The sequence below is a fragment of the Clostridium tyrobutyricum genome (assembly GCF_019144085.1).
In the GTDB taxonomy this organism is placed as follows: domain Bacteria; phylum Bacillota; class Clostridia; order Clostridiales; family Clostridiaceae; genus Clostridium_B; species Clostridium_B tyrobutyricum_A.
In genome coordinates this window covers 12,606-35,357 of record NZ_JAHHUY010000010.1, presented here as the reverse complement: position 1 = coordinate 35,357, position 22,752 = coordinate 12,606, and the positions used below count along the sequence as shown (strand labels likewise).

Annotated in this window: 23 protein-coding genes; 6 read left to right on the top strand and 17 right to left on the bottom strand. The window is 29.7% G+C overall.

Annotated features, from left to right (window positions below):
- Positions 1 to 83: 83 nt before the first annotated feature.
- Together ndk and KM800_RS06415 are read right to left on the bottom strand one after the other, a co-directional pair.
- On the bottom strand, positions 84 to 533 hold the full coding sequence (ndk, locus tag KM800_RS06420) for a nucleoside-diphosphate kinase (protein ID WP_217812353.1): 450 nt from the start codon (positions 531 to 533) through the stop codon (positions 84 to 86).
- Between the two features lie 238 nt (positions 534 to 771).
- A complete protein-coding gene (locus KM800_RS06415; protein ID WP_217812352.1) occupies positions 772 to 1,059 on the bottom strand; it encodes a putative quinol monooxygenase in 288 nt (95 codons plus the stop codon).
- A gap of 133 nt (positions 1,060 to 1,192) precedes the next feature.
- Between KM800_RS06415 and KM800_RS06410 the strand changes: the two genes are divergently transcribed.
- Positions 1,193 to 1,669, top strand: a complete 477-nt coding sequence (locus KM800_RS06410; protein ID WP_217812351.1) for a redoxin domain-containing protein — start codon at positions 1,193 to 1,195, stop codon at positions 1,667 to 1,669.
- 71 nt (positions 1,670 to 1,740) lie between these two features.
- Here KM800_RS06410 and KM800_RS06405 read toward each other — a convergent pair whose 3' ends face one another.
- The 8 genes from KM800_RS06405 to KM800_RS06370 all read right to left on the bottom strand — a co-directional run bounded on the left by KM800_RS06405 (position 1,741) and on the right by KM800_RS06370 (position 9,977).
- On the bottom strand, positions 1,741 to 2,496 hold the full coding sequence (locus KM800_RS06405) for a class I SAM-dependent methyltransferase (protein ID WP_217812350.1): 756 nt from the start codon (positions 2,494 to 2,496) through the stop codon (positions 1,741 to 1,743).
- A 59-nt stretch (positions 2,497 to 2,555) separates the two neighbouring features.
- Entirely contained in the window at positions 2,556 to 3,197 is a 642-nt protein-coding gene (locus tag KM800_RS06400) for a pentapeptide repeat-containing protein (protein WP_217812349.1), read from the bottom strand.
- A 98-nt stretch (positions 3,198 to 3,295) separates the two neighbouring features.
- Positions 3,296 to 4,135, bottom strand: a complete 840-nt coding sequence (locus KM800_RS06395) for a methyl-accepting chemotaxis protein (RefSeq protein ID WP_217812348.1) — start codon at positions 4,133 to 4,135, stop codon at positions 3,296 to 3,298.
- 37 nt (positions 4,136 to 4,172) lie between these two features.
- Positions 4,173 to 4,619 (bottom strand): aconitase X swivel domain-containing protein, encoded by a 447-nt coding sequence (locus tag KM800_RS06390; RefSeq protein ID WP_330655541.1) that lies wholly within the window; start codon positions 4,617 to 4,619, stop codon positions 4,173 to 4,175.
- Positions 4,594 to 5,913 (bottom strand): aconitase X, encoded by a 1,320-nt coding sequence (locus KM800_RS06385; protein ID WP_217812346.1) that lies wholly within the window; start codon positions 5,911 to 5,913, stop codon positions 4,594 to 4,596. Before KM800_RS06385 ends, KM800_RS06390 begins: the two co-directional genes overlap by 26 nt.
- A gap of 14 nt (positions 5,914 to 5,927) precedes the next feature.
- A complete protein-coding gene (locus KM800_RS06380) occupies positions 5,928 to 7,928 on the bottom strand; it encodes an FAD-dependent oxidoreductase (protein WP_217812345.1) in 2,001 nt (666 codons plus the stop codon).
- 161 nt (positions 7,929 to 8,089) lie between these two features.
- Positions 8,090 to 8,776 carry a response regulator transcription factor gene (locus tag KM800_RS06375; protein WP_217812344.1) on the bottom strand — a complete coding sequence of 229 codons (687 nt, stop codon included), beginning with the start codon at positions 8,774 to 8,776 and terminating at the stop codon, positions 8,090 to 8,092.
- Positions 8,754 to 9,977, bottom strand: a complete 1,224-nt coding sequence (locus KM800_RS06370; RefSeq protein WP_217812343.1) for a HAMP domain-containing sensor histidine kinase — start codon at positions 9,975 to 9,977, stop codon at positions 8,754 to 8,756. The genes KM800_RS06375 and KM800_RS06370 overlap by 23 nt, the downstream gene beginning before the upstream one ends.
- Positions 9,978 to 10,159: 182 nt before the next feature.
- On the opposite strand from KM800_RS06370, the gene KM800_RS06365 reads away from it, so the two are divergent.
- Positions 10,160 to 11,071, top strand: coding sequence for an ABC transporter ATP-binding protein (locus KM800_RS06365; RefSeq protein WP_217812342.1), 912 nt, complete (start codon positions 10,160 to 10,162; stop codon positions 11,069 to 11,071).
- A gap of 2 nt (positions 11,072 to 11,073) precedes the next feature.
- Complete coding sequence (locus KM800_RS06360) at positions 11,074 to 11,901, top strand: ABC transporter permease (protein ID WP_217812341.1); 828 nt, start codon at positions 11,074 to 11,076, stop codon at positions 11,899 to 11,901.
- A gap of 43 nt (positions 11,902 to 11,944) precedes the next feature.
- Here KM800_RS06360 and KM800_RS06355 read toward each other — a convergent pair whose 3' ends face one another.
- From KM800_RS06355 to KM800_RS06330, 6 genes are all read right to left on the bottom strand, one after another.
- Positions 11,945 to 12,835, bottom strand: a complete 891-nt coding sequence (locus tag KM800_RS06355; RefSeq protein WP_217812340.1) for an MBL fold metallo-hydrolase — start codon at positions 12,833 to 12,835, stop codon at positions 11,945 to 11,947.
- A gap of 19 nt (positions 12,836 to 12,854) precedes the next feature.
- Complete coding sequence (locus KM800_RS06350) at positions 12,855 to 13,784, bottom strand: ketopantoate reductase family protein (protein ID WP_217812339.1); 930 nt, start codon at positions 13,782 to 13,784, stop codon at positions 12,855 to 12,857.
- A gap of 154 nt (positions 13,785 to 13,938) precedes the next feature.
- Positions 13,939 to 14,841, bottom strand: coding sequence for a sensor histidine kinase (locus KM800_RS06345; protein WP_217812338.1), 903 nt, complete (start codon positions 14,839 to 14,841; stop codon positions 13,939 to 13,941).
- A gap of 18 nt (positions 14,842 to 14,859) precedes the next feature.
- Positions 14,860 to 15,654: an ABC transporter permease gene (locus tag KM800_RS06340; RefSeq protein WP_217812337.1), complete on the bottom strand. Its 795-nt coding sequence runs from the start codon at positions 15,652 to 15,654 to the stop codon at positions 14,860 to 14,862.
- Entirely contained in the window at positions 15,654 to 16,571 is a 918-nt protein-coding gene (locus KM800_RS06335) for an ABC transporter ATP-binding protein (RefSeq protein ID WP_217812336.1), read from the bottom strand. Before KM800_RS06335 ends, KM800_RS06340 begins: the two co-directional genes overlap by 1 nt.
- Positions 16,572 to 16,659: 88 nt before the next feature.
- Positions 16,660 to 17,355 carry a response regulator transcription factor gene (locus KM800_RS06330; protein ID WP_217812335.1) on the bottom strand — a complete coding sequence of 232 codons (696 nt, stop codon included), beginning with the start codon at positions 17,353 to 17,355 and terminating at the stop codon, positions 16,660 to 16,662.
- Between the two features lie 226 nt (positions 17,356 to 17,581).
- Between KM800_RS06330 and KM800_RS06325 the strand changes: the two genes are divergently transcribed.
- Positions 17,582 to 18,208 carry a hypothetical protein gene (locus KM800_RS06325; protein WP_217812334.1) on the top strand — a complete coding sequence of 209 codons (627 nt, stop codon included), beginning with the start codon at positions 17,582 to 17,584 and terminating at the stop codon, positions 18,206 to 18,208.
- Positions 18,209 to 18,228: 20 nt separating this feature from the next.
- Positions 18,229 to 18,528: a DUF2196 domain-containing protein gene (locus KM800_RS06320; RefSeq protein WP_217812333.1), complete on the top strand. Its 300-nt coding sequence runs from the start codon at positions 18,229 to 18,231 to the stop codon at positions 18,526 to 18,528.
- A 38-nt stretch (positions 18,529 to 18,566) separates the two neighbouring features.
- Here the strand turns inward: KM800_RS06320 and KM800_RS06315 are convergent, their stop codons facing one another.
- Positions 18,567 to 20,009 carry a cell wall-binding repeat-containing protein gene (locus KM800_RS06315; RefSeq protein WP_217812332.1) on the bottom strand — a complete coding sequence of 481 codons (1,443 nt, stop codon included), beginning with the start codon at positions 20,007 to 20,009 and terminating at the stop codon, positions 18,567 to 18,569.
- Between the two features lie 241 nt (positions 20,010 to 20,250).
- Here KM800_RS06315 and KM800_RS06310 point away from each other — a divergent pair, with 241 nt between their 5' ends.
- Positions 20,251 to 22,710: a Ryanodine receptor Ryr gene (locus tag KM800_RS06310; RefSeq protein ID WP_217812331.1), complete on the top strand. Its 2,460-nt coding sequence runs from the start codon at positions 20,251 to 20,253 to the stop codon at positions 22,708 to 22,710.
- The last annotated feature ends 42 nt before the right edge of the window (positions 22,711 to 22,752 follow it).

The window sequence follows — 22,752 nt, the reverse complement described above, 5'->3', positions numbered from 1 at the left end:
AATAAAAAAATTATTAACACTCTAATATATTTAAAGTGTTAATAATTTTATCATTTGAGAAAAGCTTTACATTTAAATCACATTTATGCTTGATAATTTAATTTTAAAACTTTTCCTCTATTTTCATTTTTTAATTCTGGAAACCATATCTTCATTTCACGATCAAAACTCTCTTTACTATCAGATGCATGAACAGCATTTTCAGCTTTTGATAATGCATACTTACCTCTTATAGTTCCCATATCTGCATCCATTGGATTAGTCAATCCATTTATTTTTCTAACTAACTCTATTGCATTATCTGCTTCTATAAGTATTGCACATACTTCACTTCTCGTAATAAAATTAACAAGTTCCTGAAAAAATGGCTTGCCTTTATGCTCGGCATAATGTCTCTCAGCAATTTCTTTAGATGGTTTTATTATCTTTAAAGCCGCTATATGAAGTCCCTTTTTTTCATAAATAGATATTATTTCACCCATTAATTTTCTTTCCATAGCATCTGGTTTAATAAGCACTAATGTTCTTTCCATTTTTATCATTCCTCCCAATATTCGTAAATGTCTGCCAATCGTTGTATACGTTTAAATCAGACATTAAAAAATATAATATAATTATCATACTTAATAATTATACCATAAATTTAAATATTTTGAATAATTTTTGTAAAATTTATTTCTATAAAAATTATTCAAAATATTTAAAATAATTCCACTACATATATAATTCTATAAAATATCAGAACTATTGTAGTGGAATTAAGTTTAAAAATTACATTGCATTGGTATAAATATTTATATCCATTTCTTTTTCCTGTAATTTTCCAAGTTGAGCCATAATCCTTACAAAATGCTCCGTGTTCATATGTTTTTCCAATCCATCTTTACTTTTCCATTCTTCCATGAAAGTCAGGATTTGTTTACTATTAGTATCTTCATACAATCCATAAGATATATTAGCTTCTTCATTCCTGCTCTTTTTAATCAATTCAGAAGCTATCTCCTTAAATTTCTCTGTTTGTCCAGATTTTATATAGCCTTTAGCTACAACTTTAATCATCTAATCACATACCTTTCATTAACTTTATATTTTAATTATATTGTTAGCATGTAATAAATACAAGCTTAAATATGATTAATAAATATATTTAAATTGTGGAATGATATATTTAGATTGAGGAGGCGATAAAACTATGAAATTAATTACAGCAGGAGATCCTGCACCAAACTTTTCATTAGAAGACAATCACAATAAAATAGTAAATTTATCGGATTATAGAGGTAAAAATATATTACTTTCCTGGCATCCTCTTGCATGGACGCCTGTTTGTACAGATCAAATGAGAGACTTGGAAAATAACTGGGATAACTTTCAAAAATTGAATACGATCCCATTTGGCATGAGTGTTGATGCACAACCTTCAAAAAAAGTATGGGCAGATGCTCTAGTTCTTGAAAATTTAAGCATTCTTGCAGATTTCTGGCCTCATGGTAAAGTTGCACAGGATTATGGAATATTTATAGAAAAAGATGGTACATCTGAAAGGGCAAATATACTCATAGATGAAAACGGTATTGTAAAATGGGTTAAAGTATATCCTCCAACTCAATTACCTGATATAAATGAAATTTTTAAGGTTCTATCAAATATGCAGCTAGCATTATACTAAAATTTACCATGTGAATATTTGCAGAAGATTTACAGTGTATTCTTCTGCAAATATTATAAAATTTTAAATAATCAAATCTTTTGTGCTAATATCTCTATTCTATAGGTAGTTATGTAATCATTGCTATAAGAATACTCCTTTTGGGGTTTTTCTGAAAGATTGTTTAATATTTTAAAAATTTCATCTCTATTTTTTGAGATTGTCCCCATACGATCGAACCATATTGGAAGTTCATATCGGAGTTTATAAAAATTTGTCTTTTGAACTTTCAAGGGAAGATCCTTCAACATTTCATTCCATAAACGAGGGGAATATGAACATACATGAGAACTGTCCCGAAGCAATTCAATCTTATTATATATTCTCTCGGATTCATCTCCATCTGCTACAGAGCAATCTAGAATATATAACTCTCCTCCTGGTTTCAAAACTCTACACATCTCTTCAAGTGCCTTTTTAATATGTGAAAAATGATGTGCTGCCAACCTTGATGTAACAATATCAAATTTATTATCAGGAAATTTCATGTTATGAACATCTTCAACACAGAATTCAATATTGTCAATATCCTTTTCCTTAGATTGTTTTCTTGCTTCAGATAACATTTCAGCTGTAATATCAATTGCAACAACCTTTTTAGTATATCCTGCAAGTTTTATGGCAGTGTGCCCTGCACCAGTTGCTACATCAAGAACTTTGTCTTCTGATTTTGGATTTAATAGTTCTATCATTCTGTCAAGATCTACTGGATCATTATGAACTGTGCTGTATCTATAATTCGATGCATTTTTCCCGAAATTTTCTTGAACCTTGTTGTGTTTTTCCATATCTACTCCTCCATATACTAATATAAAATTGTTACAAGCAGCATATAAATGTATTAGACCTATTTAATTATAATTCCCATCAAGCTAGAAAGCAATAGTGCTTGCATAGAGTTAACTATAACACCTTTTATATCTTCAAGTCTTATACCTAATCCTTCAATATTACATTCAGATAAATCAACTCCGCTAAGATTAGTACCAAACAAATGACATTGCCTCATATCCGTATTTTTAAATTGAATTTTAGAAAATCTAGTCTCTTGAAAATCAGAAAAACTTAGCTGACAATTCTGAAATACTGCCTGCTTAAAATCTGTAAATCTAAAAAATGCATAACTTCCATTACATTTATCAAAACTTATATCTCTGAATACAGATTCACTTAAATTTATTCCAACCAGTTTACAATTTACAAATTCCACTCTACACATTGAAGACTCTCTAAAGTCCACATTTGATAAATCACAATTTTCAAATCTCACATCTGTAAATTCACTATATTGCATTGAAGCATTTTTAAATACTACACTATCAAATATTACCTGTTTAAAACAATTCCTTTGTGTTTCACAATTTTCTATATTACAATGACTAAGGACTTGTTCTGAAAATAAGTCTTCATCAAGCATATATTTTTCCTGCAATTCAAATGCCGATAAATTATCCGGGATTCTCGGTTTAAGTACTTTTTTATTATTCATATTATGCTATCCTCTCTTTAAATTTCTATAATATATAATATAAAGCACATTGGATAGACTTGAATGTATATCCAATGTGCTTTATATTATATATTTCATTATTGAGAAACATTCTTAGAAAAATCTAAAAGTTTTACAGATAATTCGTTGAGTTTCTCGCTGCTTGCAGCAATTTGCTGTGATTGTGAAGCTTGTGCTTCACTAGTAGCCGCATAATCATTTATAAAGTTTATAATATTATTTATATTTTCCTTTTGTTGATTTAAAGTATCATTAATTTGATTTGCAGAGTCCTTACTATTTAATGCAAGTTTTCTGATCTCTTTAGATACAACTGAAAAACTCCTGCCATATTCTCCAGCTCTAGCAGATTCTATTGCAGCATTAAGACCTAATAAATTTGTTGTATTAGAAATAGTATTTATATATTTAAGTATTTCATCCATACTTGTGATTCCATCTTTGGTCTTATTTATCAAGTCACTCATATTCTGAGTGCTACTAGATAACTCTTCTGTAGAACTTGCAAGTTCATCTGATGAAGCAGCCATTTCAGATGATAATTCCTTTAATGCATCAACCATGCTTATTATTTGATTCTCTCTTTCAAGCGAAACTACATAGGATATAGTTCCAACAACATTTCCTGTGGAATCATTAATTAAAGGAACACTGTAGGCTATTACCGGAAATCCAAATACCTCCTTTGGATATCTGGCCATTTGCCTTTCTCTAGTTTTCATAGCTTTAATTGCTGCACTGTCTTCGGCTAATTTTACTCCATCGGCAAGATTCAGTTTAAATGACTCAGGTTGCCTTGACATAACATATTTTCCCTTATCCGTAATAGCTATTCCTACATCCGCTATAAATAATTCTGGAAATACTTTAAAACTAGTTTCAATTGCTGAAAAAAATTGTTCATCGCTTAATTCCATTATTGATTCACCTTCCAATACTTTATTAAATTTTACTTTAATCTATTATTATATTTCCATCATCTTTTACATGAATTTTTTGACCATCTTTTGCATATTTCAAAAACTCATCCCCAAGTTGATCTATAGCTATAATTCTTGTGTTGTTCCAAACATCACAAAGAATTATACCTGCAGCTGCAAGAGAATCTATGTGTTCTGAAAAAAGCATTGCAGATGGTCCTATCCCTTGCTTTGTTACATTTTGTAAAATCATTCCTCCCGTAGTAGAACCAATAGTCTTAGGAAGACATATTATTTTTCCTTTTAAATCTTTTTTATAGAGATCTTTATTATTCTGATCCGAACATATTGCGCTTCCAGTACTCAATCCTTCCAAATAAGATGCAAGAATATTAAATCCTTGATGAGTAACTATGCTCTCTCCACTTATATTTCCACCTAATACAACTCTTCCCTTAAATATTCTGCTCAAACTTCTCACTCCCTTTAATATGTCCATTTACAATAGCATACAGTATATCTTCATCTAATAAAAATCTAGCCTTGGAATAAGTTCTTAACTTGTTTGAATTAGTTATTACAGGTTGCTTGGAACATTCGGGATTGCTCATATACATAAGCGGACATATATAAGTGAGATGTATTCCCATATTCATCAAGAAATCATATGCTTTTTTATCCTGTTTAAATTTTAATATTACATCTGGTGCAGCACTTAGTATAGTATTTAATTCTACTTTTAATTTTCCTTTTTCTTTTAAGGCATCAGATATTATCTTACTCCAACCATATATCTGATCTATAGATAAATGTGGACATCCTATAAAACAAACTGATGGTTTTGAACTAACGTTTTCCCACAATATAGGATAGGAATGAATTACATTTTCAAGTTCAGCATCATCTATCACATATGTATTATAGTCTTGTTTTAAAAGTGACCTTCCATTTTCAATTGCTTCTGGAGTTATATTTTCAACATGATATAATCCTACTGCACCATTTGATGCACTGGCAGCTCCCATATCCTTAAGATAATCCATAGTACTATTATTCATATGTTTGCCCAAAAATTTATCAAGTCCTATTATATATGGAACATCTTCAACTACTTTCATTCCAATGGCACTTCCAAGTACTTGTGCATTGGGAAGTTTTGAAGTTCTTAAATCAATAACCCATTTTGCACATCTTCCTTCATCTGTAAGTAATCCAAACTCAGGAACTTTTCCAATAATTCCACATAAGAGTTCTATAATTCCTGAATTTCTATTTGTTCTTGCTCCAATAACTGAATTGGCAAATACTACTGCTGAAGATTCGGCCCATGAAAGTATATCTCCTTTTTTAGGTTTATTTCCTACTTCAGGCATATAGCATGTACATGTGAATGCATTGTCATCCTTGAGTCCCAAACTTTTAAGTTGACTTTCATATCTCTGCTGTTCTCCATATAAAAGATTAAATACTTTTTTCTGTGATTCAGTACACTTTACATTTTGATAGTCGATAGGTCTTGGATCTACAGTGAAAGGCTTGTCAGTCTTGATTCCTGCATTTATTATTTCTTCCATCATATCAAATACTGTATCAAGGCCTTTCATTCCAAAGGATGTAACAAGGTGTACCGGTGTATTAACATCTAGAAGACGACTGGCACCAAAAGCTCTGCCATAGAGTACAACAGATTTTAATGCCTTTCTCATAACTTCTCCTTTTTTTCCATTCAGTATATCTTTTTCTTCACAGGTAAGTTCTATACCATAGTCTTCCAAAATCAATATCCCCCTCAAATATTTCTTGTAATTTCATATGCATCCCATATAGCATACATTATATTTTTTACATTTTTAGCGTCTCCAACAAGATATATATCATCTACCAAATTCTCAAGTTTCCAATATAAACTATCATCTGATTTATAGCCTACGGATAAGATTATAGTATCTGCATTAAATGTCTTTTGACCATATTGGGTTTTAACACTTATTCCTTCTTCATTTATATTATTGACAGTTGAAGATGTAGCTATATTAACCTTTTTATAATTCAAAAGATCCTTTAACATATCATAATTCATAAATGGCATATTGCTACCTCCACTTAGAATTTTATCTGTAGATTCAATCAAAGTAACATTCTTGTTGTTTTGCCTCAACCATAATGCAGTTTCACATCCAACAAGACCAGCTCCAACAATAGCAACATTATTACCTATTTTAGATATATCCAATAGTGCATTGTCTGCAGACATAACGTTGTTTTTTTCTATACCTGGCAAATCTAAATTAATAGATGTTGATCCTGTAGAAACAATTACAGCATCAGGTTTTTCCTGTTTTACCAAATCTATATCAACTTCTGTATTAAAATAAATATTTATATTTAAATCTTTAAGTTCTCTTTCATACCATTTTAAAAGTTCATTATCATTTTTCTTAAAAGACGGTATACTCCCTGCTATAACATGTCCTCCAAGTTGAGAAGTCTTTTCATAGAGATTTACTGTATGGCCTCTCAATGCACATACTCTAGCTGATTCCATACCAGATATGCCCCCACCTATAATCATGACTTTTTTATTTGTAAAAGCTGGAACTATATCATAGCTTTTTTCTCTGCCACACATAGGGTTTACAGCACATGAAAGTGCTCCTCCATTTGCGATTCTTCCCATACAACCTTCATGACAAGACAAACAAGGTCTTATTTTATGTATTTTACCCGCTTTTATCTTTTTAGGTAGATATGGGTCTGCCAAAAGAGGCCTTCCCAATCCAATAATATCACAATCCCCTTCTTCTATAGCCTTTGTTGCTATCTCAGGATCATCCATTCTTCCTGCAGCAATTATAGGTATATTAATCTCTTTTTTCAATATTCTGGCAAATGAAAGATATATTCCTCCTTGATCGAAGTACATAGGCGGATGATTCCAATACCAAGAATCGTATGTACCTGCATCTACATTTAAAACATCATAACCTGCTCCTACTAATATTTTAGCCGCTTCTATTCCCTCTTCAGTATCTCTTCCAAGTTCTTTAAAGTCTTCACCTGGAAGTCCACCCTGTCTTATACCCTTTATAAAACTCTTCAAACTATATCTAAGTGATACAGGAAAATCTTCACCACAAGTTTTCTTTATACCTTTAACTATATCAACAGGGAATTTTAACCTTCCAGTTATATTTCCACCATACTCATCATTTCTTTTATTATACAGACCAATAGTAAACTGATCTATAAGATATCCTTCATGAACTGCATGAATCTCTACTCCGTCAAATCCAGCAGCTTTAGCTATAGCTGCTGATTGAGCAAATTTTTTTATATAATCTTGTATTTCATTTCTGGTCAGTTCTCTATGTTTTAAATTTGGATTCCATCTATTTTCTATTTCAGATGGAGCAACAGCTGTCTCTATGATATTAGGTAATCCAGCACGTCCAAATCCACCAGTTAACTGCAAGAAAATTTTACAATTATAAGCATGTATTCTCTCAGTCATTTCCTTTGTGCTCATAATAAATGCTGCAGGATTCATTGTTGGACATGGCATACTTGGTCTTACAATTTTCTCAATTTCATTTTCTACACTACAAAGTCCAGTTATAATTAATCCTGTCCCACCTTTAGCTCTTTCTATATAGTATTCTGCTCCCCTCTGATTAAAAGTACCATTTTCTCCTGCAAATCCAAAGGGTCCCATGGGTGCCATTGAAAACCTGTTTTTTATTTCCAATTTTCCTATTTTAGTACGTTGAAATAAAGATGTATATTTATTCATATTTTCCTCCATAAAATTTTGAAATACAGTTATTTATATCGTTTAGTATTACAAAATCTTTATAGTAAGGTTTTCATTTCCATATACTAATTCTATAAATAATATAAAGTTATAAAATATACAGAAACTCGTTTTAAGTATATTTCATTTACATATATTATTTACGACTTGAACCTGTATCCTATTCCCCATAATGTTTCTATAAATTCTGGATTGGATGGGTCTTTTTCTATTTTCTTTCTTATTTTCTGTATATGTACTGCTACAGTTGCCAGGTCCCCGGTAAATTCGTCTCCCCATATACTGTCAAAAATATTCTCCTTAGTAAATACAATATTGGGATTTGAAGCCATAAATACAAGTATATCATACTCTTTTGATGTAAGCTTTATATCCCTGCCATTTACATTTACCCTATGTGAAGCCGTATTTATCTCAAGTCCGCCTATATTTATGATCTCTGTAGGAAAATTATTTCCCTTAAGTCTTTCATATCTGCTTATATGTGATTTTATTCTAGCTGCCAGTTCCGCAGGACTAAACGGTTTTGTCAAATAATCATCAGCTCCAAAATTCAGACCTCGTATCTTGTCAATATCTTCTGTCCTTGCAGAAACTACAATTATAGGTATCTCAAATTTCTTTCTCACTTCTTTTATTATTTCAAATCCATCTTTTCCTGGAAGCATAAGGTCTACAATTATGACACTATATACTCCCTTCAATACCATATCAATACCGGTATTACCATCTTGAACAATTTCGACTTTATAACCATTAAGTTCCAGATAATCCCTTTCCATTTCAGCTATGTTTATATCATCTTCAACTACAAGAATCCGTTTCATGTCCATCCTCCATTTCTTTTGGCAGCATAATAGTAAAACAAGTACCCTTACCTTCTATACTTGAGACTTTTATTTTTCCATTATGGGATTCCACCAGCTCCCTAGCTATGGCAAGACCTAGTCCTGTACTCATCAGATTTTTTGTTCTTGCATAATCTATCCTGTAAAATCTGTTAAATATATTTGGCAGTTTATCCTTAGGTATTCCCGGACCGTTGTCCCTTACATCTATACATACATGATTTTTACTTTCATATAATATGACCTCTACTTTCATATTATTATAACCATATTTTATCGCATTTCCAATAATGTTTCTAAATATCTGATTGACTCTCTTTCCATCTACATTTATGCAAAAAGCTTTTTCAAGGACATCCTTATAATAAAATTCAATGCCTCTATCCTCCAAATCATATTTAAATTCTTCCATTAGGTCAAACATAAAGGCACTTGCATCTATTTTTTGTAGATTCAACTCCAATTTCTGCATATCCAATTTGGAAAATAAAAAAAGATCCTCAATTAGCCTGTTCATATAGACAGAATTATTATATATTATCTTGTGATATTTGTTTATTTTATCTTTTGGAAGTTCCTGTCTCTCAAGCATTGTCTCAATATATCCCTGAATTGACGTAATAGGAGTTTTAAGATCATGTGAAATATTGGCAATGAGAAGCTTTCTGTTCTCCTCATATGCCTTTTTTAATTTTATTCCCTCATTGAGTTTTTCTGCCATTTCATTAAAAGAATCAACAAGATCCTTCATTTCACTATTAACATTGTTTTCAACAACCACTTCATAATTGCCTTTTGAAATTTCATCAAATCCCTTTTTCAATTTACTTATAGGATTAAATATTTCTTTTTCAATATTTTTGTTGAATAGAAACTGATGCAGTCCTCCAACTCCAAAAATCACTGCAAATCCAATAGCAACTGCCTTTACACCAAAGTATCTGAATATTAAAAACCAGATAATTATATTAAAAATTATGGTAAATATACGTGAATATCTGACATGTCTATAATACCATTCAAATTCACTATTCTTGATATATTCTTTGTTGATTTTTTTGTTTATTTCGTCCTGTATCTTATGAAATTCTTCATGATTTTTTCTTGCATTTATTCTATACTTATATAATAATACAAACTTTTCATGGATTTTTCTGAAAAATTTTGAATGCTCTTTCATCTTATCACCTAATTCTAAAATATTTATATACAATTTTAATATAAAATATTAAAATTCCCTTAACTCAATTATAAAGAATTTATAAAATTATTTCTTTATAAATTCTTTATAATTTTTTTATAGCAAATTTAAAATAGACATGTACTATATACACGTAAACAAAAATCAGGAGGCTGACAATTATGAACAACATAATCCAAGTAAAAAACTTCACTAAGAAATATGGAAGCTTTACTGCCGTAGATAATATTTCCTTCAATGTAGAAAGTGGAAGTATATTTGCATTTTTAGGACCCAATGGTGCAGGAAAAAGCACGACCATTAACACCCTTTGTACAATAGTAAACAAAACTGCAGGAGAACTCCTAATAAACGGTCATGAAGTTTCAAAGGACAAATCCAAAGTAAGAAGTGATATAGGAATAGTATTTCAGGAATCCACCCTGGACAGCAAACTTACCATTGAAGAGAATATAAAGTTTCACTGTGAATTCTATAACGTTCCCAAATCTGAAATTAAAGAAAGAATTGATTTTGTACTGGATCTTGTAGATCTTGCAGATTGGAGAAAAGCGCCCGTAAAGAGCCTGTCAGGCGGTATGAAAAGAAGAGTTGAAATAGCACGAGGGCTCGTACATTATCCTAAAGTACTGTTTCTGGATGAACCTACTACCGGACTTGATCCACAGACCAGATCAAATATATGGAATTATATTTACAAACTTCAAAAAGAAAAGAACATAACTATATTCCTTACTACACATTACATGGACGAGGCTGAAATATGCAGCAGGGTTGCCATAATGGATCATGGTAAAATAGTAGCTTATGATACTCCAGGCAATCTTAAGAAACAGTATACTTGCAATACAACTAGAATAAAAGTCATTGATAATGACCCACTTATAGGGTATCTGAAACTAAATAACATCAAATATGTGTTAAAAGATAATATATTTACAATACACTCAACCGAGTTAAAAAACATTTTAGATATGGTATCCAGATTCAAAAATTCCATCAATGATTTTGAAACCAGTAAAGGTACCCTTAATGACGTATTCTTGTACATAACAGGAAAGGAGATAAAATAATAATGCGCGGAATGATTGCTATTTTAAAAAGAAATCTTACTAATTTTGTAAGGGATAAATTAAGACTTGTATTTTCAATAATCATGTCACTGTTCTTTCTGTTTGTTTTTTCATTTGTTATGAAGTCCACTACTACTGGTATTGCACAGCCGCTTAACTATCTCATTTCAGGAATAATAATAATGACAGTTTTTCAGGCTGCACTAAGCAATTCCACAAGTATAATCGAAGATATGTCAATGGGATTTATGAAGGAAATAATAGTCTCCCCTATAAAACGGTGGCAGATATCTATAGGACAAGTTCTTTCTGCAACGATAATTGCCTTTGTTCAAGGATTACTCGTTATAATTGTAGGAATGTTTATGGGGTTAAGCCTTGATTTTATTCAATTTTTACAGATGAGCGGTGTAATGCTGCTGGTAGGAATAACTTTCAGCTGTATAGGATTATATCTGGCTTCACTTGCAAAGAGCTCCACTACATTCCAGATAATGATAACTGTATTTACCATGCCGCTTACTTTCCTGTCCGGTGCTTATATTCCGACTACACTTATGCCTAAAATAATTCGTCCTCTTGTTTATATAAACCCTCTTACCTATACTACTTCAATCTTCAGGTATATTACTCTCAATATGAAAAATTTCACTACTAGTGCTCTTGTAAAATCCGGAGTAGCATTTAATATAGATGGCTTTATCATAAAACCCTATGCAGGACTGTTTATTATCCTTGCAATGTGTATTGTCTTCTTCATGCTGTGCGTTATGCAATTCAACAAAGCAGATTTTTCAAATGTAAAAGCTTTTAACCCTCATGGAAAATAGAAGCATCTGGAATGGACAAAATTTTATTCATTCCAGTCTTCTATTATTTTGAGTATTTTAAAAATCCATTTTCTATATTCAACTTCAGCTTTCCAACCTCATACAGGTATTCTAAATAAGAGTGCAGCATTCTTTCTATTACATCGTATTTATATATACTTCCTATAGGAATTTTAAAATCTGTGATTACAGCACTGAATATTTCCTGCATTGTCATTTGCCCTTCTACAATATCATATATTCTATATGCCCTGCTCTTGTAAAATTCAATATTGTCAGTTATAAGCTGTGTAATATCATCATAGATTCCCTTGTGTGCAACTATGTATTTATTGTACTTTAAATCATACAGTTTGGATTTGCTTTCCAGATCCTGTTTAAGTATATATGCATATGGCATTTTAGCACCTTTCATAACTTCATAGCTTATAAGTGAATCTCCCAGATAAACTACACCATCAGGAGTAATAATGCATATATGCCCGGGACTGTGACCAGGCGTATGCATTATTTTAAATTCAATTTCACAAACATTTACTGCATCCTGATTATCTAAAATTACAATATCAGTCCTGCAAACCATATGACCTAAATGTTTTTTAACTTCAGATAATGATTGACTGCTGTAGTAAATTTTAAGATTAAGTATAGAACCACAAAAAAATGCTTCACATTCTGACATAGCAATAATACAATTATATTTTTCCTTGAAATATGCATTATTGCCTATATGATCTATATGTGCATGGCTGCAAATTATGGCAACTATTTTTAAATTATTCTGTTCCAAAAAATCATTTATCCTCTTTCTCTCTCCTATTTTCAATCCTGAATCCAACATTATAATTTCATTATAATTAATTTTATAAAATGGTATATATGTCATTCCAGTATCAATGCAAAATGTATTTCCCTTGATATTTTTTACTATCATCATTTCCTCCAATAACTGTTCATTCCTTTAAAACTCTAGTATACTCAAGTATTTTTATTATATTTAAAAGTGTCCTATTAACAGGAGTATCTACTCCATATTTTTCTCCCAGTTTACATACAGTACCTGCAAATATATCTACTTCGGTTTTCCTACCATAGGTGATGTCCTGACACATTGAAGTTTTACTATCTGGTGCCATTGTATCCAGCACTTTATACCACCGTTTAATGTCATTTCCAGTTAAATTAGCTCCAATTTTTTGAGATAACCTTACTACCTCCATCATTGCAGATTCCATAAATTTCTTTGCTTCATTCATCTGTTGAAATATCCCATAAGTTCCTCTAACTGCTGCCGAAGTCTGATTTATGCCTACATTTATCATGAACTTATACCACATTGCATGCATCATATCTTCAGGGATTTCATAAGGAATTTTTGCCCTGTCAAAAAGTTCTTTCACAGATTCTACTTTTGGGGAATATTGCTCATTCAACTTTTCACCAAAGGTTATATTGCCCAAAGTTGAAAATGTAATATTGTTTCCATCACGATTACCATCAATTCCTATGCAAAGTGCATAAAGCATTTTGTCCATTCCATATTCTTTTCCTATAATTTCTTCACTTGTAATTCCATTCATAAGAGACATAATAATTGTATTCTTTCCTACATGGTTTTTTATGTCTAAAACTGCCTGATTCAATTGATTTGACTTTACTGAAATAAATATTAAATCATCAGGTTCACATTTTTCTTCTGGAGTTATATATCCAAAATCATACCTTTTATCATTAATTATAAATCCATCTCTTTTATATCTTTCTATTCTTTTATTATCTGCTATAACTTTTAATCCATTTGGATTGAGAGCATGAATTTTACTCATATAAGCACATCCAATGGCCCCCATACCTATAGCAGATATATTCTTTATAACTTTCATGTTGTTCTCCCCCTTATCATTTAATAGTAATTATACCATCAATGTAATCAAATACCCATACTCAAGTATGAATAGGGATAGATTTAAATTTTTCTTAAATCTATCCCTATTCATGTTAGTGTGATATTCTGATAACTTTTTTAGCAAATTAAATCTATTCTCCTATTCTCCATTTACAAAAAATATACAATAACCCGTTGTTTATTTTAGCATAAATATGTCCATTCATCTTTTCCATAAGATTTTTTGCAATTGACAACCCTAAACCTGTATTGCCATCAGTTCTAGAACTATCCCCTTTATAAAACCTATTAAATATTAATTCAGCTTCATTTTCTTTTATACCATTAGCTTCATTTATTATAGTCAATACAGCTTCATTATGGTCTTTTTTTAATTCTATAAAAACATAATTTTTTGAATGTTTTACTATATTATTAATTAAATTTTCAATTACCCTTTTTATAGCAACTTCATTTCCTATTACAATTATGTTTTCCTCTTTAATATCTATGTTAGGGTTTATTCTCTCTTGTAAAAAACTATCATAAAAATCAGTAACAACTTCATATAAAATATTATTTATATTCACAAATTTATTTTGAATTTTATACTCAGGTGATTCTATAATAGAAAGTTGAAAAAAATCATTCAATAAAACTTGTAGAGATTTTGCCCTTTTTAATGCTATATGCATATATTCATTTTGCTTTTCAAATGATAATTCCTTAGATATTATCATTTGGATATAACCAATAACTGAAGTAAGTGGAGTACGTAGATCATGAGAGATACTTGCTATAGTTTTTTTTATTTCAGATTCAGAATTCTTTTGTTTTACTTGGGCTTTAATATTTATGTCAATATGTTTATTGATACTGCAAGCTAAACTTTCTATATCTTTATCTAAAAGCACTATATCCAGTTTTTTATTCAATTCACCAGAATTATAGTCATCAAGTTGTTTTTTAATGTTTCTAATCTGCATTTTCATAAATATAAGATAAAAGAGTAAAATCATGAGAAAAACTATTAAAATTAATATAATCCAAATCATTTTACTCAAACACCTCTCTTATTTTATATCTTGATTCTTAAATATAAATATTCCTAATAAATTTGACAATATAATTAAAATAAAGCAAGTTACTATCATATTTTGAATATCAACTGAATTTGGACTTAATGTCCCAATATTCATAAGCATAAAAGCAGGAGTATATCTTTCAAATTTAAAACTTGAAAAAAATCCAGCACCATTTAAAAATAAAAATACAATACCCAATCCTATAACTATAGATTTACTTTTTATTATTGTCATGAAACACATATAAATACTAACAATAGTAGTAAAAATCCAGCATATTAAAACTGTAGACTTAATAATTCTAATTATTTCACTAATAGAAACAGCTTTTTCCCATCCTAAAATAAGTGCTATTATTACAGGTATAAATAGCAAAAATATAACTAAAGTAAAAATTCCTAAACAAATTATCAAAAACTTAGATATATATATTTTTATTCTATTATGACCATAGGCTATTATATTTTTTATTGTTCCATTGGAATATTCATCAACTACAAAAGCACCCACTATGAACATAATTAATATTATCATAACAATGCTAAATCCAAAAGCTGAGTTGAAAAATTCTAAAGATGTTGGATGTATCCTATCTTTAAAGTTATTTATAAAAAAACCACATTCCCTATTATTATAAATAAAGTCAAATAACTTCCATGGACCAGCATTAGTATAAAATAATCTTAAAATAAATACAATCAATATAGTTGTAATTATAAATAAATTTCTAAATGTTTTACTGTTTTTTAATTTATATAATTCAAATTTAAGTAAGTTATACACTATTTATCACCCTCTATCAAATTCACAAAGTAATCTTCTAAATTATCACCTTGCTGCATTATCTGCTGAATTACAATATCCGCTTTAGAAAATGAATTTGAAATTATTCCGGGGGTATCTACATAATCATAAAGAGATATAGAAGAATCTGGCATTATTTTAAAATTATTTGTATTTAGTTCATTTTCTAAAATTACAACGGCCTTATTTAAATCATTTACCTTAATATTTAAGCTCCTTCTACACTTTTCATTTAGCTCTTTTAATGTAAATTCTTCTAAAATTTTTCCCCTATGAATTATTCCAAAACAGGTTGCAAGCTGATATAACTCTTCCAAGATATGACTTGAAATAAGTATTGTCATATCTTTATCTCTATTTAATTTTTTTAATTTTTCCCGCATTTGTACAATTCCCACAGGGTCCAATCCATTTACAGGTTCATCCAGTATCAAGAATTCTGGATCACCTAATAGTGCCATAGCTAATCCAAGTTTTTGTTTCATTCCCATAGAAAAGTTTCCTACTTTTTTATTCTTAGTATTGGAAAGTCCAACAAATTCTAGGATACTTTCTATGCACTTCCTACCTGGAATTCCTTTCTGTATTCTACAAGCCTCCATATTTTTATAAGCTGACATATTTGGATAAAAAGCAGGATTCTCAATTAACGTTCCTATTCTTTTTCTTGAATTATTTAATTCATTCTTTGAATCACATCCAAATAGCTTTATTATTCCACTTGAAGGTATTGAAAGACCTGTTATCATTCTCATAGTCGTGCTCTTGCCAGCACCATTTTCTCCTATAAATCCATAAATTTCTCCTTTCCTTATATTAAGATTTATACTGTCAACCACTATATCCTTTTTATATTTTTTAGTTAAGTCTATAGTTTGCAAAACATACTCTGTCATATTTTTATCTCCTTTATCTATGATTTAATTTAATTATAAAAATTTAAAGATAATCAATCATAAAGGAAACCTTAATAAAGTGTAAAGATTAGGCATCCAATTTATAGCCAATTCCCCATATGGTTTTTATATAGTTATTTAAAGCACCTGATTTAGATATCTTGTTTCTTAAATTACTTATATGAACTTTTATTGTATTATCATCACACAGATATTCTTCTCCCCATATACTTTGAAATATATTGGATTTTGCAAAAACTTTTTTTGGATATGACATTAGAAGCTTTAAAATATCGAATTCCCTTGTAGTTAAATTTAAAAGTTTATCATTTACAAATACTTCTCTTGTATCTTTATTTAGAGAAATTTCTTTATATTTTAGTATATTATTTTCTTTGATAGTTTGAGAAATTTCTCTATATCTCCTAAGATGTGAATCTATTCTAGCTGAAACTTCTTCTATATCAAAAGGCTTAGTTATATAATCATCTGCCCCTAACTTAAAAGTTTTTACTTTAATATCGACTTCCTCTTTTGCTGAAATTATAATAACAGGCATATGATTATTTTCCCTTGTTTTAACTAAAATTTCTTCTCCTTTAATTCCTGGAAGCATTAAATCCAATAAAATCATATCCCAACTACTATTTTTTAAATATATTATAGCTTCTGTTCCAGAATAAGCTGCCATAGCCATATAACCAGATTGATTTAACATATCACATAATAATCTATTAATATCCTCATCATCTTCGATTACAAGTATTTTTATAGTTTCTTTCATTAGTCCACCTTCTATTATTTTTCTAAAATTTAGCTATCTGAATTACACTTACCATTTTAACTATATAGAGAAAATTCAACAACAAAAAAGTTATAAAACTCTTAAAATAAACTTATAAAAATACATCTACCTTAGAGTAGTATCATTTTATCTCTTAATCTGTTATACTTGTTCTGATATTAAAATAACTAAAGAGGTGTTTTTTATAAATACGGATTACAAGAATATGGAAAATAAATATGAAATTAATGGTGATGTTACTTTGGTTTCATTAGCAAGAAAACATGGATCAGAATTTACAACTAAAATAGATACTGAAGATATTGAAAAAGTAAAAAGTGCTGGTACGTGGTTTGCCGAATGGCATAAAGATTTCAATAACTATATAGTACAAAATATAAGTTCATCCAATAATAGCAATAAAGAATCTAAACCACTAAAACAAAATCTACAAAGCTTTATTTTGAATACCAATCCAAAAGCTCCTATTAGACATATAAATGGCAATACATTGGATAACAGGAAATGTAATTTAGAAATAGTAAAAAGAAATACTAAAAATGACTATAAAATTGTAAATAAAAATACTATTGCAGTACTTTTGAGAGACAAATATGGTAGAATTGTATCTGAGGCTTTGATATCCAAACAGGATTTAGATAAAGTTATTAATGATAATTACAGTTGGATTAAATATAAAGTTAACGGTGATATTTGTGTTATAGCCAATACTCCTGATGGAAGAATTCAATTGGATAAAGTAATTATGAATTCAAATGATAATGCTATCATTCATCATATCAACCTTAATCCATTGGACAATAGAAGAAATAATCTTGAAATTGCTAAATAAAATAAAGAGGAAAATTAATTATGGAAAAAGATCATTTTAAAGACAGATCCTTTGAATGTAAATTGGTAAACTCTATAAATATAGGTGATACAGTTTATATTTGTGAAAAATCAATGCAAAGATGTGCTTCTAAAATAGAAGACTTGACACTTGGAATTGTTGTACGCAAACTTACAAGACATGATCACCCAATGGGAATCAAAGTTGAAATAAAGTCCTCTACTGGGAAAACAAGTATAGGAAGGGTTGTATATCTAGTTAAAGGTAATAAAATTTTATATGGAAACAAAACCAACAATAATCAAGACAGATTTGTATAAGATCCAAATCTGTCTTGATTATTGTTTTTATATTAAAGTTATTTTATACCCCAGTTATTAAAGCTATCTATAAGCCATTTATTTCCATTGTAAATTAATACTGCATTTAAATAAGAATTATTCTCTTTTATAGTAATGTAAGCTTCATTTCCATCATATTTTTTAGATACAATCTGAGAATTATCCACTGAAACAGCTGATTCAGCATTTCCATATCTCATGTATATTTTGTCATTGCTTTTTTGAAATACAAAATTTACAAGATCATTTACATATCTGTCAGTGTAATATTTATTTAAACTGTAGTTTTTATTCAAATAATCATTTATTGAATTATAATTATTTAAATTCTCTTTTAATGGTGCATAACTTGTTCCAGATATATCAATATATGAATTCCCATCTACCTTGATTGTCAGCATTTTTTTAAAGGCATTGTCTCCATCAACAAGCAATGATTTTGCATCTGCATCAGATATAGTTTGTTTATCCGCTAAAATATTTTCAACATCTGCACTTATAGATCCTGTTCCTCCCAATAGAGTTAGCTTTTTATAATCTGTCTGATCCAAATATTGTTTTTGTTTTGATATATCTTCTCCATCTGTCAGTATTATAGGTGCATTCATTTTAGCTGCTAAAGAACTGCCTGATAATACATCTGGAAAATTTGTACCACTTGCAATAAAAGCTGAATCTGATGATAATTTAAAATATTTGCATATATTTAAAGATGTTTCATATCTGTTCTCTCCACCTATTCTTGTTATACTGCTATCTTTCAGTGTAGGAACAATTTTCTTCAAATCATTGATAACATTAGAATTTATAGAACCTGTGCCTCCAATAACAAATACCTTATCAGGCTGTATATTACTTAATAGCTTTTTAGCTTCTTCAGGTAATTTTGAAGAATTACTCATAATAATTGGATATCCTTTTGAGGCAGATACACTTGAAATACTCAATGCATCTGGAAATCCAAACCCATTTACAATAAATACAGGGGTTTTTTTCTCTAAATTCAATGAATTAACAATAGTACTGTTTGTATCAAATCTATTACTACCACCTAATCTTTTAATGTTTTTATATCCAATAGAATTAAGCTGCTTTTCAAAATTGCTGCTTACTGAAAACTTTCCACCTAATATATAGATGGTTCCATTTAAATTCAGTTTATTTTTTATAAAATTAGTACAGTATGTGATAGAATCAGCATTTTTACCTACTAATAAAATAGGTGCATTTACCTTTTTAGAGAGTATGGAACCTGTCAAGGCATCAGGAAAATCATCTCCACTTGCAATGATTATGCTTTGCAATTTTTGGCTGCTAAAATTGCCAGCTATAGATACTGAAGTATCATATCTATTGATGCCATATATTCTATTTACTGAATAATTTGTATCGGCTCTAACTAAACTGGATGTACCTATCAATAAAAACGATAATATAAACACAATTATTCCTTTTTTCATGTTCAAACACCCCCATAATATTTAAATTTCCATTACAATTATATTATACAATTTATATTATAAATATGAGTTACAAAATAGGAAAATTTGCAAATTATAATAAATTTATCTTATTTAATAATAATTGACATAATTCCTACATTTCTATTATAATGGTGGAAATATAATTATTAAAAATAAAATATTAATTAATAAATAATATTTTATTTTAATTACGTAAATGAAAGAAGGCACTGAAACTATGAAAATCGAAGATTTTAATATTGTAGTATCAGGTGATGTATGTTTTAATTTATTATTCTGGCAAACAAACAACGAATGTACCGATAATTTGAATTGGCAGCATTATCCTCACATACACAACATTTCAAGTGAGGGAGAAGCTCTACTTCTAGCTAAACTTGTATATATGTCTACTGGAGCTAATATAATATCTCCGAAAATAAAACATTCTAGCAATGGTCATTTACTGGATGGACTTTTAAATTCTAATTCTGAACTGGGACTTTTCCCAATGAATGAACACGGAGAAGAAAAAGTATATCGTATAAAACAATTTTTAGGATTCACTGAATTAAACTCAAATATGCCCAAATTATTTTCTACTACAAATGATGATGAAAATGCAGATATGGTCATACTGGATGACGAAAACAACGGTTTTAATAATAATAAGGATTTTTGGCCGTTGGCATTAAAATCCTCATCTAAACATCCAATAATTATATATAAGATGGACAAGCCTTCCTCGTCCACTGAGCTCTGGAAACATCTGGAAGGATTTCACATGGAAAATACCATAGTAGTTATAAATGGCGATGACTTACGTTCAAAAGGAGTAAATATAAGTAAAAATCTTTCCTGGGAAAGAACTGCATTGGATTTTGTGTGGCAAATAAAAAATAATCCTAATCTTGGTTTTCTTTCAAAATGCAATCATCTAATTATACCTCTTGGATTAGAAGGTGCCATATACTATAGAAATAATGGAGAAGCTTCTTCTCATCTATACTTTTTAACTTATGCTTTTGAAGGAGATTTTATAGAAAAAACTCAAGGTAAAATGTATGGACTTACCTCCTGTTTTGTAGCTGGACTGGCAAAATCCATCGTTTCAGGAAAACTTAAAAATATATCAATATACAGGGCAATTGACGATGGTATACGTGAGGGAATTGCCTCGGCACAAAAATACTTTGTGTATGGATTCGGTAAAAATATAAAAGAAAATAATTTTCCCAGCCCATCAATTTTTAAAGACAGTGAAAAAGATTTTATAAGGAAAAATTATATACAAGATGTACCCATACGCAATTCCAATGATCCCAACTGCCAGTCATGCTGGTATATTATTAAGGACAAAAGTTCCACCAATCTAGCGGAAATAGCTTATGATATTGTTAAAAATGGAGAAGATAGTGCTCTTAAATATATACCAATAGCAAGATTTGGTAAATTAAAAACTGTTGATAGAGATGAGTTTGAAGCTTATAAAAGCATTAAAAACCTTATGTCAGAATACATCTCTACCCAAAATGCAGTTCGCCCCCTTTCCATAGCAGTATTTGGAACACCTGGTTCAGGCAAATCCTTTGGTGTAACAGAAGTAGCTTCATGTGTTGCTCCAAATTTAATAGAAAAATTGGATTTCAATCTATCTCAATTTCAAACACTTTCAGACTTGATTATAAGCTTTCACAAAGTTATAGATATATCTCTAAAAGGAAAAGTTCCACTAGTATTCTTTGATGAATTTGATTCGACTTTCGGTGAAAAACTCGGATGGCTAAAATACTTTCTAGCACCTATGCAAGATGGTGTATTTAGAGAAGATAACTCAATTCATCCTATAGGAAAGGCAATATTCGTATTTGCAGGTGGTACAAGCAGTACATTTAAAGAATTTTGTGGAGAGACCCTATCAAATAAAGCTGAACACAGAGAATTTTTCAAAGAATTTCAAAGTGCAAAAGGTCCTGATTTTATAAGTAGATTAAGAGGATATGTAAACATTTTAGGTCCAAATCAGACAGATGAAAATTGGGATCAGTTATTTATAATAAGAAGGGCTATGCTACTTAGATCATTATTGGAACGTAAAGTTCCTCATCTTATAAATAAAAGAGGTGAAGCACAAATAGATAGCGGTGTATTAAGGGCACTTTTAAAAGTCACAAAATACAAGCATGAATCAAGGTCAATGGAAGCAATCTTGGAAATGAGCAGATTAACCAACTCAAAAAAGTGGGAACAATCTCACCTTCCAGCCAAAGATCAACTTAAACTTCACGTTGATGAAGAAGAATTCACCCGACACTTAATGCAGGAAGAATTTTTTGCTGAAAAAGTAGAAGAACTATCTATAAATTTAAATTACATGATAGCTTGTGGGAGTAATAATAATTTGAATTCGACTTCAAATGAGTGCTGGAGGAATCTCAGTAGGCAAGAAAAAGATACTATCAGAAACCATATAAAAGGTATACCAAATGCCCTATATAAAATTTACTATGACGTAATATCTGTAATGGATAAACCTGAAATTATAACATTTACAGAGAAAGAATTAAATGTATTAGCCAAATGTGGATATAATTCTAAGTACATCAGGTACTGGCCCCAGATACTGGCAAACTCCAATTTTAAAATAGAAAGACTGAAATTTGCATGTTATTGTGAATCTCATCTTAAATTTATGTGAAAAATGAGAAGTCCAAAATTCAACTTATAGTAGAATTTTGGA

Excerpts from the sequence above, each read along its gene's own strand:
- KM800_RS06380 (WP_217812345.1), bottom strand. The coding sequence starts at position 7,928 with ATGAATAAATATACATCTTTATTTCAACGTACTAAAATAGGAAAATTG.
- KM800_RS06355 (WP_217812340.1), bottom strand. The coding sequence starts at position 12,835 with ATGATAGTAAAAAATATCAAGGGAAATACATTTTGCATTGATACTGGA.
- KM800_RS06360 (WP_217812341.1), top strand. The coding sequence starts at position 11,074 with ATGCGCGGAATGATTGCTATTTTAAAAAGAAATCTTACTAATTTTGTA.
- KM800_RS06315 (WP_217812332.1), bottom strand. The coding sequence starts at position 20,009 with ATGAAAAAAGGAATAATTGTGTTTATATTATCGTTTTTATTGATAGGT.
- KM800_RS06415 (WP_217812352.1), bottom strand. The coding sequence starts at position 1,059 with ATGATTAAAGTTGTAGCTAAAGGCTATATAAAATCTGGACAAACAGAG.
- KM800_RS06325 (WP_217812334.1), top strand. The coding sequence starts at position 17,582 with ATGGAAAATAAATATGAAATTAATGGTGATGTTACTTTGGTTTCATTA.
- KM800_RS06330 (WP_217812335.1), bottom strand. The coding sequence starts at position 17,355 with ATGAAAGAAACTATAAAAATACTTGTAATCGAAGATGATGAGGATATT.
- KM800_RS06365 (WP_217812342.1), top strand. The coding sequence starts at position 10,160 with ATGAACAACATAATCCAAGTAAAAAACTTCACTAAGAAATATGGAAGC.
- KM800_RS06370 (WP_217812343.1), bottom strand. The coding sequence starts at position 9,977 with ATGAAAGAGCATTCAAAATTTTTCAGAAAAATCCATGAAAAGTTTGTA.
- KM800_RS06410 (WP_217812351.1), top strand. The coding sequence starts at position 1,193 with ATGAAATTAATTACAGCAGGAGATCCTGCACCAAACTTTTCATTAGAA.
- KM800_RS06395 (WP_217812348.1), bottom strand. The coding sequence starts at position 4,135 with ATGGAATTAAGCGATGAACAATTTTTTTCAGCAATTGAAACTAGTTTT.
- KM800_RS06405 (WP_217812350.1), bottom strand. The coding sequence starts at position 2,496 with ATGGAAAAACACAACAAGGTTCAAGAAAATTTCGGGAAAAATGCATCG.
- KM800_RS06335 (WP_217812336.1), bottom strand. The coding sequence starts at position 16,571 with ATGACAGAGTATGTTTTGCAAACTATAGACTTAACTAAAAAATATAAA.
- KM800_RS06320 (WP_217812333.1), top strand. The coding sequence starts at position 18,229 with ATGGAAAAAGATCATTTTAAAGACAGATCCTTTGAATGTAAATTGGTA.
- KM800_RS06350 (WP_217812339.1), bottom strand. The coding sequence starts at position 13,784 with ATGAAAGTTATAAAGAATATATCTGCTATAGGTATGGGGGCCATTGGA.
- ndk (WP_217812353.1), bottom strand. The coding sequence starts at position 533 with ATGGAAAGAACATTAGTGCTTATTAAACCAGATGCTATGGAAAGAAAA.
- KM800_RS06400 (WP_217812349.1), bottom strand. The coding sequence starts at position 3,197 with ATGAATAATAAAAAAGTACTTAAACCGAGAATCCCGGATAATTTATCG.
- KM800_RS06310 (WP_217812331.1), top strand. The coding sequence starts at position 20,251 with ATGAAAATCGAAGATTTTAATATTGTAGTATCAGGTGATGTATGTTTT.
- KM800_RS06345 (WP_217812338.1), bottom strand. The coding sequence starts at position 14,841 with ATGATTTGGATTATATTAATTTTAATAGTTTTTCTCATGATTTTACTC.
- KM800_RS06375 (WP_217812344.1), bottom strand. The coding sequence starts at position 8,776 with ATGAAACGGATTCTTGTAGTTGAAGATGATATAAACATAGCTGAAATG.